The organism is Terrabacter sp. GCM10028922 (assembly GCF_042666095.1).
GTDB lineage: Bacteria > Actinomycetota > Actinomycetes > Actinomycetales > Dermatophilaceae > Terrabacter.
Genome location: NZ_JBHTFG010000001.1, coordinates 38,506 through 54,784 on the forward strand (window position 1 = coordinate 38,506; position 16,279 = coordinate 54,784).

Consider the following 16,279-nt stretch of genomic DNA (forward strand, 5'->3'; position numbering starts at 1 on the left):
AGGGACTCGCAGACGGCCTTGGCGTGACCGTTCTCTCGTGAGACAAGAGCGTCCCACCGGCCGGGCAGATACCACAGCCCCAGGGACGCGCCGTGAGCACTCGCGGCGCCCGGCCGATTCGCGGTTCGGGCGTCGCTCGGGCGAAGATGGGTTACTGCCGCGTAACCCACAGAGGAGAGACCGTGACCGTGCTGCACGACTTCAAGGCCACCGCCATCGACGGCGCGGAGGTGTCGCTGGGCGAGTACGCCGGCGACGTCGTCCTCGTGGTCAACACCGCCAGCGAGTGTGGCTACACGCCGCAGCTCGGTGGTCTCGAGGAGCTCTACGAGACGTACCGGGCGCAGGGCCTCACCGTCCTCGGCTTCCCGTGCAACCAGTTCGGCGGCCAGGACCCCGGTTCCGACGAGGAGATCGGCGCCTTCTGCCAGAAGAACTACGGCGTCACGTTCCCCATGTTCGCCAAGGTCGAGGTCAACGGCTCGGGCGAGCACCCGCTCTTCACCTGGCTCAAGTCCGAGGCGGGCGGGCTGCTCGGTAAGAAGATCAAGTGGAACTTCACGAAGTTCCTCGTCGCGCGGGACGGCACGGTCATCGCTCGCTACTCACCGACGACCGAGCCCACCGACCTCGCCGCCGACATCGAGAAGGCGCTGGCCTCCTAGGCCCTACGATCTGCGGGTGGACCACGCCCGCTTCGCCGACCGGGACGCCCACGGCGTCGTCGACGTGCGGCACGGCCCTGCGGCCCTCGCCGCCATCTCCGGCGAGGGCTTCTGGGCCGTCGTGGCCTCGTTCGAGGGTGACGTCACCGCCGTCCGCTTCGCCGAGGTGGCACGCCGGGCGCCCACAGCGGCGAGCACGTCGTCGGTCGGCTGGCAGCCGCTCGATCGCCGCTGGCGCAGCTCGCTCGACCGGACGGCATACGTGGAGGCGGTCCGGGAGGTCCGTGAGCGCATCGCTGCCGGCACGGTGTACCAGGTCAACGTATGCCGTGTCCTCAGTCACGAGCTCCCCGCGGCCGCCGACCTCGACGGGCTCGACGCCATTCTGCGACAGGGCAACCCGGCCCCTCATGCGGCTCGGATCCACTGCGGCGACGCCGGGCTCGACGTGGTCAGTGCCTCGCCCGAGCTCTTCCTGTCGCGCCGGGGCCGGCGCCTGGTCACCCGGCCGATCAAGGGGACCGCTCCGACCGCCTGGGAGATGCTGCCCAAGGACTACGCCGAGAACGTCATGATCGTGGACCTCATGCGCAACGACATCTCGGGCGTCTGCGAACCGGGAACCGTCTCCGTCGACGAGCTGTGCGCGGTCGAGCCGCACCCGGGCCTCGTGCACCTCGTCTCGACGGTCAGCGGGCAGCTGCGTGCCGACGTCGGCTGGGCGGACGTGTTCGCCGCCGCCTACCCGCCGGGCTCGGTGTCGGGCGCGCCCAAGTCGAGCGCGCTCACGGCGATCCACGACCTCGAGCCGGCGCCACGCGGGCCGTACTGCGGTGCGATCGGCTGGGTCGACGCGGACGCCCGTGAGGCCGACCTCGCCGTCGGCATCCGCACCTTCTGGGCCGAGCACGACGACGCCGGTCGACGCTGGCTTCGCTTCGGCACCGGCGCCGGCATCACCTGGCACTCGGATCCCGAGGGGGAGTGGGCCGAGACGGAGCTCAAGGCGGCCAGGCTCATCGGGCTGGCCGCCGGCACTGTGACACCATGAGGACACCCGCCGGCGCCGCGCCCCGACACGCCCCGACACGCGCCGAGCCACGAGGAAAGGGACCATGAGCACGACCACGCGCGTCTGGGTCAACGGCGACCTCGTCGACCCGACCGGACCCTCTGTCTCCGCCCTCGACCACTCGGTCACCGTCGGCGACGGCGTCTTCGAGACCGCGAAGATCGACGCCGGCGCACCGTTCGCGCTGACGCGTCACCACCGCCGTCTCGAGCGCTCCGCGGCCGGTCTCGGCCTGCCGCCGCTCGACCTGCCCTTCCTCGACAAGGGCATCGCGGCCGTGCTCGACGGACCTGAGATCGACTTCGGCCGCCTTCGCTACAGCGTCACGGGCGGCGTCGGACCGCTCGGTTCCGACCGGGCGGACGCCTCGCTCACCTACATCGTCCTCGCCGGGCCGCAGGCCCGGCCCCCCGTCAGCGGCGCCCTGACGGTCGTGCCCTGGACACGCAACGAACGCAGTGCCGTGGCCGGCCTCAAGACGACGTCGTATGCCGAGAACGTCGTCGCGCTCGCCCGGGCCAAGCAGGCGGGCGCCGTGGAGGCCGTCTTCGCCAACACGCGGGGCGAGCTGTGCGAGTGCACGGGCAGCAACATCTTCGTCGTCGTCGACGGAGTGGTGCTGACGCCTCCGGCCGGTTCCGGCCTGCTGCTCGGCATCACGCGCGAGCTCGTCATCGAGTGGGGACGTGCCGCCGGGGTCGACGTGCGTGAGGAGGCCCTGCCGCTCGAGGTGCTGCAGACCGCCGACGAGGTCTTCATCACGAGCTCGACGAAGGACGTCCTGCCGATCCACCGCGTCGACGCGCGCGAGCTGTCGAGCGAGCGGCCGGTGACGACCGAGCTCCAGGCCGTCTTCCGCGGCAACGCCGAACGGGACGCCGACCCGTGAGCGACCACGACAAGTCCGCGCCAGGCATCCCAGGCGCCTCCGGTTCCCCCGGTGTCACCCGGGGCCCCGAGGTCGACTACTCGGACCGCAACGTCACCCTCGACGCCGCTGAGGACCGCTGGGCCTGGCGGGCCCGGCTGCGGCAGAACCGCGTCACCCACCTCGTCTGGCGCACGGCTGTCGGTGTCGTCGGAGCGGTCGTCACCGTCGCCGGCCTCATCATGGTGCCGGCGCCGGGACCGGGCTGGCTCGTCGTCTTCTTCGGGCTGCTGATCCTCGCGAGCGAGTTCGAGTTCGCGCAGCGCTGGCTCGACTTCGGCAAGCGCCACGTCAGCCGCTGGAACGACTGGATCATGGACCAGTCGATGTGGATGCGCGCTCTCGTGGCGCTCGGCACGCTGCTCATCGTGTGGGCCGTCATCTGGGGCTACCTCGCCCTGGCCGGCATCCCGCAGTTCGTGCCGCAGTGGGGCGAGGACCTGCTGACCCGGTTGCCCGGCATCGACTGACCCGTGCCGGTGGGGCCGCACCTGAGGGGCGATTACCGCCACCGGTCCGGCACAGGCTATTGTTTCCCTCCGTCACCCCGACAGCCTGCCGGCACAGGGGTGCCCGGACGTGTAGCTCAGTTGGTTAGAGCGTTCGCTTCACACGCGAGAGGTCAGGGGTTCGAGTCCCTTCACGTCCACCCCGCACGACTGACACGACTCGCCCTGCGGCCCGGCGCGCCGAGGGCCCGGCAAGGGCTAGCGTGTCGCCCATGAACGCGACGGTCTCCAGCCTGTTCATCTACCCCGACTCCGACTCGCCGGGGCAGGAGCTCGAGTCGGTCGAGGTGACGCAGAGCGGCCCGGAGGGCAACCGCTCCAAGAAGCATGCGGTGCACCTCGTGTCGGCCGACGACTACGTCGAGACCCATCCCAAGGCGAACATCGTGCTCGACGTGGAGTCCTCGGTGCTCGAGCAGCTCGTCGGTCGCCTGGTCCGCATCGGCGACTGCACGCTGAGCGTCACGCAGACCCCGTCGCAGTGCGCGGGCGTCTACGCCGAGGTCGTCACGCCCGGCACCGTCGCCGTCGACGACACGCTCCTCGTGGCCGAGCCCGAGTGAGCGCTCCGTCGCGGTCCTGGGGGAGTGTGGCGTGACGATCCACAGCGAGCACCCCTTCGAGACGCCCGACGACGCGCGCGACCAGGTGCGCCGGCTGCGTGGACGCATCGGGGCGACCGTCTCGTTGTGGACCTCGGGCGCGGGCATCGACCGAGCGGGGCTCACCGTGTCGTCCTACCTCGTCGCGACCGGTGACCCGGCTCGCGTCGTCGCTCTCGTGCACGCCGACTCCGACCTGCTCGAGCGGCTCGAGGAGACCGGAACCGCGGTCGTGACCCTGCTCGGCTGGCGCGACCAGATGCTCGCCGACGCCTTCGCCGGTGTCATGCCCGCCCCGGGTGGCCCGTTCCGGCTCACGGAGTGGGAGCAGACGGAGTGGGGGCCGCGGCCCGTCGGCGCGACCACGTGGATGGGCGTGCGTCTCGACCCGCAGACCCGGCACGACGTCGGCTGGTCGGTGCTCGTCGAGGCGACGATCGAGCACACCGTCGTCGGCGAGGAGGACGTGCCCCTCGTCCACCGCCGTGGCCGCTACCAGCGGCCGACCGACTGACGGCCCCCACCGACCGACGGCGCGACGCCCGGGCTCGTGCCTCGCAGCCGAGTCAGGCCGTCCCGGACATCTCCGTCACGAGCAGTCCGTCGGGGATGCCGAAGGCGTCGACCAGCGTCGTCGCATGGGGCCTGAGCTCGGCACAGATCTCGTTGACGAGCGCCGTCAGGGCCTTCGTCCGCGCCGGGCTCAGCCGGTCGTGCTCGAGGTACCAGGCCTTGTGCCGCTCGATCGTCGAGAGGACGTGCAGGTCGCAGACTCGGGCCAGCACGGCCCTGGCCTCGGGATCGGTGCACGCCTCGACCGAGGCGGCGAACGACTCGGCGACCACGCGTTCGACGTGCGCGGTGGCCGCGTCGACCAGGTGGTCCTGGCACGCGTTGAAGGCGGCGAAGGCGTCGGCGCCCGGAGCGGTCGCCCGTCGCAGCCGTCGGGCGAGCCCCTCGAGCATGTGCTCCTCGCGCTCGCGCAGCAGCCGGAGCTGGGTGCCGCGGATCGCGAACGTGACGTCCTCCTCGCGGCCCGGCGCGGCGTCGACCAGCCGCTGGATGATGCCGCGCGCCGACGAGCGCTCGATGACGGCGCCGGCCGCGAGGCGGGCACCGAAGCGCACGATGCCGGCCGTGTCGAGGTCACCGAACGTCGCCTGGTACTCCGTCAGGAGCGACTTCGCGACGAGCTGCAGCAGCACCGTGTTGTCGCCCTCGAAGGTCGTGAAGATGTCGGTGTCGGCCTTGAGCGCCGCGAGACGGTTGGCCCACAGGTAGCCGGCGCCGCCGCACAGCTCGCGGCACTCCTGGATCGTGTCGGTCGCGTGCCGGGTCGTCAGGACCTTGATGCCGGCGGCCCGCGTCTCGAGGCGTCGCTGGTCCTGTTCGCCCGTCGCGCGACCGGCGAGGACGTCATCCATGGCGGAGACGAGCTCGTGCTGGGCGAGCTGCAGGGCGTATGCCGTCGCGATCCTGGGCAGGAGCCGGCGCTGGTAGGTGCGGTAGTCGAGGACGGTGGTCTCCACGTCCGTGCCGGGCGGGGCGAACTGTCGGCGCCGGGCGGCATACGCCGTAGTGACGGCCAGAGCCGACCGCGCCGCGGCACCGGCACCGCCGGCGACCGAGATGCGCCCGCGGACCAGGGTGCCGAGCATCGTGAAGAAGCGGCGGCCCGGGTGGTCGATGGGGCTCGAGTACGTGCCGGTCTCGTCGAGGTCGCCGTAGCGGCCGAGCAGGTTGGTGCGCGGGACCCGCACGTGGTCGAAGGTGAGCCGGCCGTTGTCGACACCGGGGAGGCCGAGCTTGGGGCCGCAGTCCTCGATGGTGACGCCGGGCGCGGGCGCGCCGTCGGCATCGCGGATCGGTACGAGGACACAGTGGACGCCGTGCGACTCGTCGCCGACGACGAGCTGGGCGAAGACCGCCGCGAGCTGACCGTCGCGCGCCGCGTTGCCGATGTAGTCCTTGCGCGCCGCGGGCCCTGGTGAGTGGACGACGAGCTCGTCGGTGCCGCGGTCGTAGGTCGCCGTCGTCAGCAGGCTCTGCACGTCGCTGCCGTGACCGGTCTCGGTCATCGCGAAGCAGCCCTGGAGCTCGCCCGAGGTGATCCGCGGCACGAGGTGGTCGTGTCGGCGCGTGCCGAGGAGCGACACCGCACCACCGAACAGGCCCCACTGCACCCCGGCCTTGACGAAGAGCGAGAGGTCGGTGTGGCCGAGCATCTCGAAGGCGGCCACCGCCTCGCCGAAGCGCGCCTGTCCACCCTGGTGCTCGGGGAAGCCGTAGGCGGCGTACGGCTGGGTGGCGAGCGCGGCGAGCTGGGCCGTGACGCGGGCGCGGTGCTCGTCCATGGACAGAGGTTCGGCCGGGGCGCCGAACGTGGCGGCGTCGAGGGCACGACAGTGGTCTCGCACCTGTGCGAACGGGCCGTCGAGGTGGCTGCGCAACGCCGCGGCCAGGTCGGGTCCGGCATGCGCCCCGGAGGCGGCGATCGGCTCGAGGTGCTCGTGCTCGGTCACCGTGTCGGAGGCACCGGAGGCACCGGAGGGAGTGGGCGCGGTGGGAGTGTCTGCAGCCGTGGACATCTCGGCTCCTGGGTGGTCGGGGACCTCAGTGGGTCCGGGCTGGCTGGTCGGGGGAGAGGATCGGGGCGAGGCCGTGCCAGGCGAGGTCGGTGAGGGCCTCGACGACGGCGGCGCGCGACGCACGCTCGGACTCCGCGGTCGCCAGCCAGTCGTCGGCGACCGCGCGGACCGAGCCGACGAGGGCGATGGCCCACGTGCGGGCTCGGGTGGGGTCGGTGGCGGCCCCGCTGAGCGAGGCGAGGAGCAGCCCCGTGAGCTGGTCGGTGACCTGGTCGACGGTGCCGCCGACCGGGTCGTCGGGGAGCGGGCGGTCGACGAGCGGCCGGTTGACGACGAAGCGGTAGACCTCGGTGTCGGACTCGACGAGCGCGAGGTAGGCATCGACCGTGGACGCGACGAGCTCACGGGTGTCGCCGGGTGGTGTGCCCGTGCCGCCGAGCGCGGAGCCGACGTTGCCGACGACCCGGCCGTCGATGCGCGCGGCGACGGCGCGGTAGAGGCCGGCCTTGTCGTCGAAGTGCCGGTAGATCACGGTCTTGGACGTGCCGGCCTCGGCCGCGATGTCGTCCATCCCGACTGCGGCGCCGTGCTTGCGGATCGCGCGGATCGTCGCGTCGACGAGCGCGGCTCGCCGTTCCTCGCGATGTCGTTCCCATCGTGCGTCACGGCCGTCGCGGGGAGTGGCGCGTGCGACGCCGGCGTGGTCGACCTCATCGTCCATCTGTCGAAAGTAACAGGTACTGGCTGTATCGACTACTGCCGGTTTCGGTTATCTTGGACCGGAACGACAGGCCAGACATCCAGAGCAGGAGAGATCCATGGCGTCCCACTCCACCCCGCGCACGCCGCGTCGAGTCGCGGTCCTCGGGGGCAACCGCATCCCCTTCGCCCGGTCCAACGGCCCGTATGCGAAGGCGTCGAACCAGGACATGCTCACAGCCACGGTCGACGGCCTCGTCGCTCGCTACGGCCTCGCCGGCGAGCGGCTCGGGGAGGTCGTCGCCGGAGCGGTGCTCAAGCACAGCCGCGACTTCAACCTCACCCGCGAGACCGTGCTCGGCACGCGGCTCGACCCGAGGACCCCCGCGTACGACATCCAGCAGGCCTGTGGCACCGGCCTCGAGGCCGCGATCCTCGTCGCCAACAAGATCGCGCTCGGCCAGGTCGACGCCGGCATCGCAGGCGGCGTCGACGGCGCGAGCGACGCACCCATCGCCGTCAGCGAGGGGCTGCGGCAGACCCTGCTCGCCGCCAACCGCGCACGCTCGGCCGCTGACCGTGCCAGGGCGCTCGCCGGCCTTCGTCCCGGACACCTCGTCCCGGCGATCCCTGAGAACCTCGAGCCGCGGACCGGCCTGTCGATGGGGGAGCACATGGCGCTCACGGCAGCGCAGTGGGGCATCACCCGTGAGGCGCAGGACGAGCTGGCCGCCGCAAGCCACCAGAAGCTGGCCGCCGCCTACGACCGGGGGTTCTTCGACGACCTCGTCACGCCCTACCTCGGCGTCTCTCGTGACACGAACCTGCGCCCCGACTCGAGCGTCGAGAAGCTGTCGACCCTCAAGCCGGTCTTCGGCCGGGGCGACGGCGCGACGATGACCGCGGGCAACTCGACGCCGCTCACGGACGGCGCCTCGGCCGTGCTCCTCGCGAGCGAGGAGTGGGCCGCCGAGCACCGGCTGACCCCGCTCGCGTGGTTCGTCGACGCGGAGACGGCAGCGGTGGACTACGTCCACGGCGAGGAGGGGCTCCTCATGGCTCCGGCGTATGCCGTGCCGCGCCTCCTCACGCGAAACGGCCTGAGCCTGCAGGACTTCGACTTCTACGAGATCCACGAGGCCTTCGCCGCGACGGTGCTGACGACGCTCACGGCGTGGGAGGACCCCGACTTCTGCCGCGAGCGGCTCGGACTCAGCGCGCCCCTCGGCTCGATCGACCGGAGCCGGCTCAACGTCAACGGCTCGTCGCTCGCCGCGGGTCACCCGTTCGCCGCGACCGGTGGGCGCATCGTCGCCTCGCTCGCCAAGCAGCTCAAGGAGGCCGGCGGTGGGCGCGGACTCATCTCCATCTGCGCCGCCGGTGGGCAGGGCGTCGTCGCGATCCTGGAGGCCTGACCATGAGCGACCTGTTCACGAAGCTCGTCACCTCGCCTGTCGCCCGGAAGGTGGGCGTGCCCCAGCCCACCCGGCTGCGTCGCTACGAACCCGGCCTCCCGCTGTGCGAGGGCCCCGTCCTCGTCGCGGGCGGTGGGCGTTTCGCCGACGGCATCGCGTCGTGGCTCGCGAGCGTCGGCGTGGCGACGGTGTCGACGGCGGCTGACGCGGGGGAGAAGGTGGGCGCTGTCGTCCTCGACCTCAGCACCGCCGTCGACCCGGTGGAGCTCGACCGGCTGCGCCTGCTCGGCGCGCCCGCGGTCAAGGCGCTCCGGCGCAACGGCCGGGTCGTCGTCATCGGCACCGACCCGCAGTCCCTCACCGACGTCGCCGAGGTGACGACACAGCGCGCGCTCGAAGGGGCCGTTCGCTCGATCGGCAAGGAGCTGCGTACCGGCGCCACGGCGAACCTCGTTCTGGCACAGGGCGATGCGCACGACGGAGTCCGGTCGGCTGTCGAGTTCTTCCTGTCCGGGCGCTCCGCGTACGTCGACGGCCAGGTCGTCCGTGTCGACGAGGCCACGAGCGGGGAGACCGACGCACTGCGCCCGCTCGCCGGCAAGGTGGCGGTCGTGACCGGCGCCGCACGCGGCATCGGGGCCGAGATCGCTCGGGTCCTCGCCCGCGACGGGGCGACCGTCGTGGCCGTCGACATCCCGGGCGCCGGTGACGCCCTCGCCGCCGTGGCCAACGAGGTCAAGGGCACCGCCCTGCAGCTCGACGTCACGGACGACGAGGCCGGTCGGCGCATCGTCGAGCACGCGACGTCGCGCCACGGCAGCCTCGACATCGTCGTCCACAACGCCGGCATCACCCGCGACAAGCTCTTCGTCAACATGGACGAGGACCGCTGGCGCACGGTCCTGGAGGTGAACCTCCGGTCGATCCTGCGCATGAACGAGGCCATCCTCGGCGACGGCGGCCTCGCCGACGGCGGCCGCATCGTGTGCGTCGCCTCGATCGCCGGCATCGCCGGCAACCGCGGCCAGACGAACTACGGAGCGAGCAAGGCGGGCGTCATCGGCCTCGTGTCGGCACTCTCGCGCCAGGTCGCCGACCGCGGCATCACCGTCAACGCCGTCGCGCCGGGCTTCATCGAGACCGAGATGACGGCGCGCATCCCCTTTGCCACGAGGGAGATCGGGCGACGCATGAACTCCCTCGAGCAGGGCGGCCACCCGAAGGACGTCGCCGAGACGATCGCGTGGCTCGCCCAACCGGGCACTGCCGCGGTGACCGGCCAGGTCGTGCGCGTCTGCGGCCAGAGCCTGCTCGGGGCGTGATGAGGCGATGACGAAGGAGATCACCCTGGAGTCGGCGCCGGACCTCCGGCGCATCTACGCGACCGCGGCCCTGCGCCGGGGCAGCTCGAGCGACACGCTCCCCGACGTCCGCGTCTCGCGCGCCGGCATACGCGTGGACCTCGACGAGCTCGTCGCGTACTCCCACGTCTGTCGCTTCCCGGTCGACGGGCTCCTGCCGGCCACCTACCCGCACCTCGTGGCGTTCCCGCTGCAGATGACCGTCATGAGCAGCGACCGGTTCCCGTTGCCCCTCATGGGTGCCGTCCACGTCGAGAACCGCATCGAGGTCCGCAGGCCCGTCGGCACCGACGAGGCGCTCGACGTGTCGGTGTGGGCGCAGGACCTGCGGCCGCACCGTCGAGGCCGCCAGGTCGACCTCGTGTCCGAGGTCGGTGTCCGCGGCGAGGTGGTGTGGAGAGGTGTCAGCACGTACCTGTCACGTGGTCAGGAGCACCCCGAGGCGCCGGTCTCGGAGCCGCCGTCGGTCGGGCCGCTCGCCTCCGTCGGTGGCGGCCCGGTGTGGCGGCTCGGCGAGGGGACCGGGCGGGCCTACGCCTCCGTGTCGGGCGACTGGAACCCGATCCACGTCCACGCGCTCACGGCGCGTCCCCTCGGCTTCCCGTCCGCGATCGCGCACGGCATGTACTCGTATGCCAGGACGCTGGCGTCGCTGGGGCCGCGGCTGCCCGGGGCGGGGCTCACGAGCCGCGTGTGGTTCCGCAAGCCCGTGCGGCTCCCGTCCACCGTTCGCCTGCGCACCGCGTTCGAGGGCGGGCGCACGCTGTCGGTCCTCGAGGACGCGAAGGGTGAGGTCGAGCACGCCGTCGTCGAGAACACCTGGTGAGCACGACGCGGTCGACCGCCTCGGCCGTGGCAGCAATCCGTGTCGCTGGGTGCTGAGCGCGCTCGATACGCTTGCACGGCCGCACCGCGCGGCACCACCACCGACCCGTCGCCCCGTCGACGGGTCCCTGTCGAACGAGGAGCACCAACCGTGTCTGCACAGATCACCGTCACCGTCGCCGGAAGCGAGCGATCGGTCGCGGAGCAGACGACGGCGGGTGAGCTCTTCGAGGGTGACCGCACCGTCGTCGTCGCACGTGTCAACGGTCAGCTGCGCGACCTCTTCCACGTCCTGGCCGACGGCGACGCCGTCGAGGCCGTGACCGTCGACAGCGAGGACGGCCTGGCCGTGCTCCGGCACTCGACCGCGCACGTGCTCGCCCAGGCCGTCCAGCAGCTGCGGGCCGACGCGAAGCTCGGCATCGGCCCGCCCATCCGCGACGGCTTCTACTACGACTTCGACGTCGAGACCCCCTTCCACCCCGATGACCTCAAGGCGCTCGAGAAGGCCATGCAGAAGATCATCAACGAGGGGCAGACGTTCGCGCGCCGCGTCGTCACCGACGCCGAGGCCCTCGAGGAGCTCGCCCACGAGCCGTACAAGTGCGAGCTCGTGGGGCTCAAGGGCGGCAACGCCGACGAGGCCGCGGAGGGCGCCGGGGTCGAGGTCGGGGCCGGAGAGCTGACGATCTACGACAACATCCGCCGCGACGGCACGCGCGCCTGGGGCGACCTGTGCCGCGGGCCGCACATCCCGAACACCAAGCTCATCGGCAACGCGTTCAAGCTGATGCGCTCGGCCGCCGCCTACTGGCGCGGCTCCGAGAAGAACCCGCAGCTCCAGCGCGTCTACGGCACCGCCTGGCCGACCAAGGACGACCTCAAGGCGTACCTCGACCGCCTCGCCGAGGCCGAGCGGCGTGACCACCGGCGCCTCGGCGCCGAGCTCGACCTCTTCTCCTTCCCGACCGAGCTCGGTCCCGGCCTGCCCGTCTTCCACCCGAAGGGCGGCGTGCTCAAGCGCGAGATGGAGGACTACGTCCGGGCACGGCACATCGAGGAGGGCTTCCAGTACGTCGGCACGCCCCACATCTCGAAGGAGGAGCTCTTCTTCACCTCCGGGCACCTGCCGTACTACTCGCAGGGCATGTTCCCGCCCATGGACGTCGACGGGCAGCACTACCGGCTCAAGGCGATGAGCTGCCCCATGCACAACCTCATCTACAAGGCGCGCCAGCGCTCGTACCGCGAGCTGCCCCTTCGCCTCTTCGAGTTCGGCACCGTCTACCGCGACGAGAAGTCCGGCGTGCTCCAGGGCCTGACCCGGGTGCGCATGATCACCCAGGACGACTCGCACTCCTACGTCACCAAGGAGACCGCCGCCGCGGAGGTCAAGCACCTGCTCGAGTTCGTCCTCGGGCTGCTCAAGGACTTCGGCCTCGACGACTACTACCTCGAGCTGTCGACGCGTGACGACTCCAAGGACAAGTTCATCGGCAGCGACGAGCAGTGGGAGGCAGCGACCAAGGTGCTCGAGGAGGTCGCGACGGCGTCCGGGCTCGACCTCGTGCCCGACCCGGGTGGCGCCGCCTACTACGGCCCGAAGATCTCGGTGCAGGCGCGCGACGCGATCGGCCGCACCTGGCAGATGTCGACGATCCAGTACGACTTCAACCAGCCCGAGCGGTTCGGCCTCGAGTACCAGGCGGCCGACGGCTCGCGCGAGCAGCCGGTCATGATCCACTCGGCGAAGTTCGGCTCGATCGAGCGGTTCATCGGGGTGCTCACCGAGCACTACGCGGGCGCGTTCCCGGCGTGGCTCTCCCCGGTCCAGGTGCTCGGTGTGCCCGTCGCCGAGGACTACGCCGACTATCTCGGTGAGGTCCTGGACCGCTTGAAGGTGAAGGGAGTTCGCGTCGAGCTCGACGACAGCGACGACCGCTTCCCGAAGAAGATCCGCAACGCCAGCAAGTCGAAGGTGCCATTCACCCTCATCGCGGGCGAGGACGACCGGGCCGCCGGCGCCGTGTCCTTCCGGTTCCGCGACGGGTCGCAGAAGAACGGTGTGCCGATCGACGACGCGATCGCCGAGATCGTCGCCGCCATCGAGTCGCGCACCCAGGTCTGAGCCGACCCCGGGCACACGCCCGTCCTGTCCGATGTCGCGCGTCCATCGGACAGGACATCGGTCACGGGTTGACCCGGGGGACCGGACGTCACGAATCTCGGGCGAGACATCGTCGTCGCCCGTGAAGGAACGTCCAGATGCGCATCGTGCTCCGCTCGCTCGGCACCGTCGTCCTCGCCGCCACCGCCCTCGGCCCGGTCCTGCCCTCCGGGGCGCCACCGACCGCGGCGGCGTCCGAGCCGCTCGTCGAGTCCGTCAACCCGTTCGTCGGCACCCAGGACAACGGGAACACCTTCCCGGGTGCCAGCGCCCCCTTCGGCATGGTCCAGGTCAGCCCGGACACCGGGGGAGAGGGCGGCTACGACTACTCACAGTCCTCGATCTACGGCTTCAGCCAGACCCACCTGTCCGGTGTCGGCTGTCCCGTCGTGGGTGAGCTGCCCGTCATGCCGACGACGGGGGCGATCACGACGGTCGACACGTCGCGGTACCGGTCGGCCTACTCGCACGACGACGAGGAGGCGAGCCCCGGCTACTACCGCGTCGGCCTGCAGACCTACGGCGTCGAGGCGGAGCTGACCGCGACCGACCGCACCGGCTGGCAGCGCTTCACCTTCCCGGCGGACAAGCAGGCCAACGTCCTGCTCAACACCGGCAAGGCGAACATGCGGGTCTTCGACTCCGAGGTGCACGTCGTCGGTGACCGCGTCGTCGAGGGACGGATCCACGACGGCAACTTCTGCGCCGGCAAGGACCAGCACACGGTGTGGTTCCGGGCCGAGTTCGACCGGCCCTTCAGCTCGTTCGGCACGTGGAGCGGCACGACGCTCACCTCTGGCGCCCGCGAGGCGCGGACGGCCGACGGCGGCAACGGTGCCGCCCTGACCTTCCCCGGCGGCACGACGTCCGTGACGATGAAGGTCGCCCTGAGCTACACGGGCCCCGAAGGCGCGCGGGCCAACCTGTCGGCCGAGACGGGCGACTCGTTCGACTTCGACGCGACCCGCGCCCGGCTGACGGAGCGTTGGGAGGAGCAGCTCGGTCGCGCGCGGGTCACGGGCGGCACGGAGGAGCGACGCACCGCGTACTACACGGCGCTCTACCACTCGCTCATGCACCCGAACCTCGCCGCGGACGTCGACGGCCGCTACCACGGCTGGGACGGCAAGGTGCACGTCGCGCAGGGCTACACGCCGCGGCAGAACTTCTCCCTCTGGGACACCTACCGCCCGCAGAACCAGCTGCTCGAGGTGCTCGCGCCGGACGTCGCCCGCGACTCCTACCTGTCGGTCCTGGCGATCGGGCGCGAGGGCGGCTGGCTGCCGCGCTGGGCCCTCGTCAACAGCGAGACGAACATCATGACCGGCGACCCGGTGACGCCGTTCCTCGTGGAGGGGTGGAGCAAGGGCTTCCTCGCCGGGCACGAGGCGGAGGCGTACGCGTTGCTCAGGCAGAACGCGACCCAGCGACCTCCGGCCGACAGCCAGTACAACGGCCGCTCCGGCCAGCACTGGTACGAGAAGCTGGGCTACATCCCCTTCGGGCTGAGCATCGGCACCGACTGCGTGTCGCACGGCGGCGACAACGACTGCGCGCACCCGGCCTCCGCCACGATGGAGTATGCGGCGGCCGACGCGTCGCTCGCCCTCATGGCCGAAGGCCTGGGCCACACTGCCGACGCGGCCATGCTCACCGAGCGCAGCGGCTGGTACAAGAACCTCTGGGACGCCGGCACGCAGACCTTCCGACCGCGCCTCGCCGACGGCACGTGGCTCGACCCGTACGAGCCCGTCGAGGCCTCGCACGCGTTCCACGAGGGCGGCTCGTACCAGTACCAGTGGCTCGCTCCGCAGGACCCCGCCGGGCTCGTCAAGCTCATGGGTGGACGCGCCGCGACGGAGCAGCGGCTCGATGACTTCTTCGCCTACCCGAAGCTGCTCGCCGACCCCGCCGGCACCGCTCGCACCGACTGGATCGAGGCGACGTACGCCTACTACAGCAAGCCGACCTACAACCCGAACAACGAGCCGGACCTCTTCGCGCCGTACGTCTACGCCTGGGTGCAGGAGCCGGCGAAGATCGCCACGGTCGCCCGCGCCGCGTTCACGCTGTTCACCGACGGCGCCGACGGAATGACCGGCAACGACGACCTCGGCACCATGTCCGCGTGGTACGTCTTCTCGTCGTGGGGGCTGTACCCGACCATGAGCGGCGCCGACTTCTTCGTCGTCTCCTCGCCGCAGTTCGAGCGCGTCGACATCGACGTGGCGACGCCGTCGAGGGTGCGCACCGGCCAGGGCGGTCGCCTGACGGTCACCGCCCCCGGTGTCTCCGACGAGCGGCGCTACGTACAGACGTTGACCGTCAACGGCCGCACCAGCACGAAGAGCTGGGTGGGTTGGGACGACCTGCGCCGCGGTGGCACGCTCGCCCACACGGTCGGCACGACACCGAGCGGCTGGGGCACGACGCCGGCCGACGTGCCGCCGTCGGTGGTGCAGGCGGGACGTGACCCGCGCCTCAGCCTGTCGATGACGGTGCGTCCGAGCCCGGTCGTCGTCCCGACGGGCGCCCGGGAGGCGCGCGTGTCCGTCGACCTCGTGGGTCAGGCGCCGAAGAGCCTGCCGGTCGACGTGTCGGTCGCGGTCCCCGGAGGTTGGGTGGCGACCGTCGGCCCGGACGGTGAGGGCGCCGCAGTGCTGCACAGCGACGGCGTGCCCGCGAGCGCGTCCGTCCCCGTGACCCTGCGCCTGCCGGCGGGGCTGGGCGTGGGCGACCACGAGGTCGTCGTCACAGCGGCCGCACCCGGCGTCGAGCCGGTGACGCGTACGGTCGCCGTCCAGGTCCGTGAGGCACTCGGCTGCGTGGGCGACGGGGAGGCCTGTGCCGTCGACCTGGGCCCCGCCCGCAACCACGACGGCACGGCGACCGTGACGGCACCGAGCGAGGGCAACTTCGACGGCAGCGGGTGGAGCTACGACGCGGCGCTGCTGCCTGCTGCCGGTACGTGGGACTGGAACGGCGTCACGTATGCCGCTCCCGTGACCTCGGGCACCGCACCGAACTTCGTCGAGGGCCGAGGGCAGACCCTGCTCGTCCAGGCCGGATCCCGCGCCTCGGTGCGCGTCATCGGGGCCACCCACAACGGCGACGTCACGACCGCGCTGCGCCTGACCTACACGGACGGCAGCGTCCAGTCCGTGCGCATCGCCCTGACGGACTGGGCGGCCGGCAGCGGCCACAACGGCAACACCGTCGCCATCGCGATGGACCACCGGATCAGAAGCGGCTCGGGCATCGACGGGCCACCCGTGCAGCTCTTCGGAGCGACAGTGCCGGCGGACCCCGCCCGCCGGCTGCAGTCGGTCACGCTGCCGGCTGACACCCGTTTCGAGGTGTATGCCGTGTCGCTGCGCTGACGGCCACCCGAACGTACGAGGGCCCCGTGGTCTCACACACCGCGGGGTCCTCGCGCACCATTCAACCG

The 16,279-nt window shown here is 71.6% G+C and carries 13 protein-coding genes and 1 tRNA gene; 12 read left to right on the forward strand and 2 right to left on the reverse strand.

Going from position 1 to position 16,279, the window contains the following annotated elements:
- Positions 1-182: 182 nt before the first annotated feature.
- From ACFQU3_RS00170 to ACFQU3_RS00200, 7 genes are all read left to right on the forward strand, one after another.
- Complete coding sequence (locus ACFQU3_RS00170) at positions 183-665, forward strand: glutathione peroxidase (RefSeq protein WP_385904700.1); 483 nt, start codon at positions 183-185, stop codon at positions 663-665.
- A gap of 16 nt (positions 666-681) precedes the next feature.
- On the forward strand, positions 682-1,716 hold the full coding sequence (locus ACFQU3_RS00175; protein ID WP_385904703.1) for an anthranilate synthase component I family protein: 1,035 nt from the start codon (positions 682-684) through the stop codon (positions 1,714-1,716).
- A gap of 64 nt (positions 1,717-1,780) precedes the next feature.
- Positions 1,781-2,626: an aminotransferase class IV gene (locus ACFQU3_RS00180; protein ID WP_385904706.1), complete on the forward strand. Its 846-nt coding sequence runs from the start codon at positions 1,781-1,783 to the stop codon at positions 2,624-2,626.
- Positions 2,623-3,135, forward strand: coding sequence for a TIGR02611 family protein (locus tag ACFQU3_RS00185; RefSeq protein WP_385904709.1), 513 nt, complete (start codon positions 2,623-2,625; stop codon positions 3,133-3,135). The genes ACFQU3_RS00180 and ACFQU3_RS00185 overlap by 4 nt, the downstream gene beginning before the upstream one ends.
- Before the next feature lie 105 nt (positions 3,136-3,240).
- Positions 3,241-3,314: transfer RNA gene (locus ACFQU3_RS00190), tRNA-Val, on the forward strand.
- Between the two features lie 72 nt (positions 3,315-3,386).
- Positions 3,387-3,737 (forward strand): hypothetical protein, encoded by a 351-nt coding sequence (locus ACFQU3_RS00195; protein WP_385904712.1) that lies wholly within the window; start codon positions 3,387-3,389, stop codon positions 3,735-3,737.
- Between the two features lie 31 nt (positions 3,738-3,768).
- A complete protein-coding gene (locus tag ACFQU3_RS00200; RefSeq protein WP_385904715.1) occupies positions 3,769-4,290 on the forward strand; it encodes a flavin reductase family protein in 522 nt (173 codons plus the stop codon).
- Positions 4,291-4,342: 52 nt separating this feature from the next.
- Here the strand turns inward: ACFQU3_RS00200 and ACFQU3_RS00205 are convergent, their stop codons facing one another.
- Positions 4,343-6,364, reverse strand: coding sequence for an acyl-CoA dehydrogenase (locus ACFQU3_RS00205; RefSeq protein ID WP_385904718.1), 2,022 nt, complete (start codon positions 6,362-6,364; stop codon positions 4,343-4,345).
- 25 nt (positions 6,365-6,389) lie between these two features.
- Positions 6,390-7,085, reverse strand: coding sequence for a TetR/AcrR family transcriptional regulator (locus ACFQU3_RS00210; RefSeq protein ID WP_385904721.1), 696 nt, complete (start codon positions 7,083-7,085; stop codon positions 6,390-6,392).
- Between the two features lie 97 nt (positions 7,086-7,182).
- On the opposite strand from ACFQU3_RS00210, the gene ACFQU3_RS00215 reads away from it, so the two are divergent.
- The 5 genes from ACFQU3_RS00215 to ACFQU3_RS00235 all read left to right on the forward strand — a co-directional run bounded on the left by ACFQU3_RS00215 (position 7,183) and on the right by ACFQU3_RS00235 (position 16,211).
- Positions 7,183-8,478 carry an acetyl-CoA C-acetyltransferase gene (locus ACFQU3_RS00215; RefSeq protein WP_385904724.1) on the forward strand — a complete coding sequence of 432 codons (1,296 nt, stop codon included), beginning with the start codon at positions 7,183-7,185 and terminating at the stop codon, positions 8,476-8,478.
- A gap of 2 nt (positions 8,479-8,480) precedes the next feature.
- The gene (locus ACFQU3_RS00220; RefSeq protein WP_385904727.1) at positions 8,481-9,800 is read left to right on the forward strand and encodes a 3-oxoacyl-ACP reductase; all 1,320 of its coding nucleotides are present in this window, start codon (positions 8,481-8,483) and stop codon (positions 9,798-9,800) included.
- Between the two features lie 7 nt (positions 9,801-9,807).
- Positions 9,808-10,665 carry a MaoC family dehydratase gene (locus ACFQU3_RS00225; protein ID WP_385904730.1) on the forward strand — a complete coding sequence of 286 codons (858 nt, stop codon included), beginning with the start codon at positions 9,808-9,810 and terminating at the stop codon, positions 10,663-10,665.
- A 150-nt stretch (positions 10,666-10,815) separates the two neighbouring features.
- Positions 10,816-12,792: a threonine--tRNA ligase gene (gene thrS, locus ACFQU3_RS00230; protein ID WP_385904733.1), complete on the forward strand. Its 1,977-nt coding sequence runs from the start codon at positions 10,816-10,818 to the stop codon at positions 12,790-12,792.
- Positions 12,793-12,929: 137 nt separating this feature from the next.
- Positions 12,930-16,211, forward strand: a complete 3,282-nt coding sequence (locus tag ACFQU3_RS00235; RefSeq protein ID WP_385904736.1) for a GH92 family glycosyl hydrolase — start codon at positions 12,930-12,932, stop codon at positions 16,209-16,211.
- Positions 16,212-16,279: the final 68 nt, after the last annotated feature.